Raw genomic sequence first — 357 nt, forward strand, 5'->3', positions numbered from 1 at the left:
ATATGCAGTTCAGAACCGAACCTTACGGGCGGTTCTCAGGAGCCAGCGACTCCTCAGTAGCAAAAATCAAGGTCTGCTTCTTACCGCGCGCACCCACCGCCGGGGTCTCCAGCAGCAACTCCGCGTTCAGGTCCTCAGCGTCCAGCTTCGCGCCAGCCAGAAGGCGGCTGGTCGCATCCTGCTTATCCTCACCGGTGATGAGGAAGAAGACGTTGCGGGAGTTGTTGATAATCGGCAGGGTCACCGACACGCGCTCAGCCGGAGGCTTCGGCGAGTCAGAAACCATCACGGTCACGGCCTTACCGCCCTCAACCGGGTCCTCCGGCAGGCCGGTACCCAACAGAACCTGCTTACGGC

Annotated in this window: 1 protein-coding gene; it reads right to left on the reverse strand. The window is 61.3% G+C overall.

The annotated features are described in order from the left end of the window. Positions 1-22 precede the first annotated feature (22 nt). The coding region (locus AB8E48_RS09020; RefSeq protein WP_368886489.1) for a 6-phosphogluconolactonase at positions 23-357 on the reverse strand (335 nt) is incomplete at its 5' end.

Origin of the sequence: Rothia mucilaginosa (assembly GCF_964211445.1) — a bacterium.
Lineage (GTDB): Bacteria > Actinomycetota > Actinomycetes > Actinomycetales > Micrococcaceae > Rothia > Rothia mucilaginosa_E.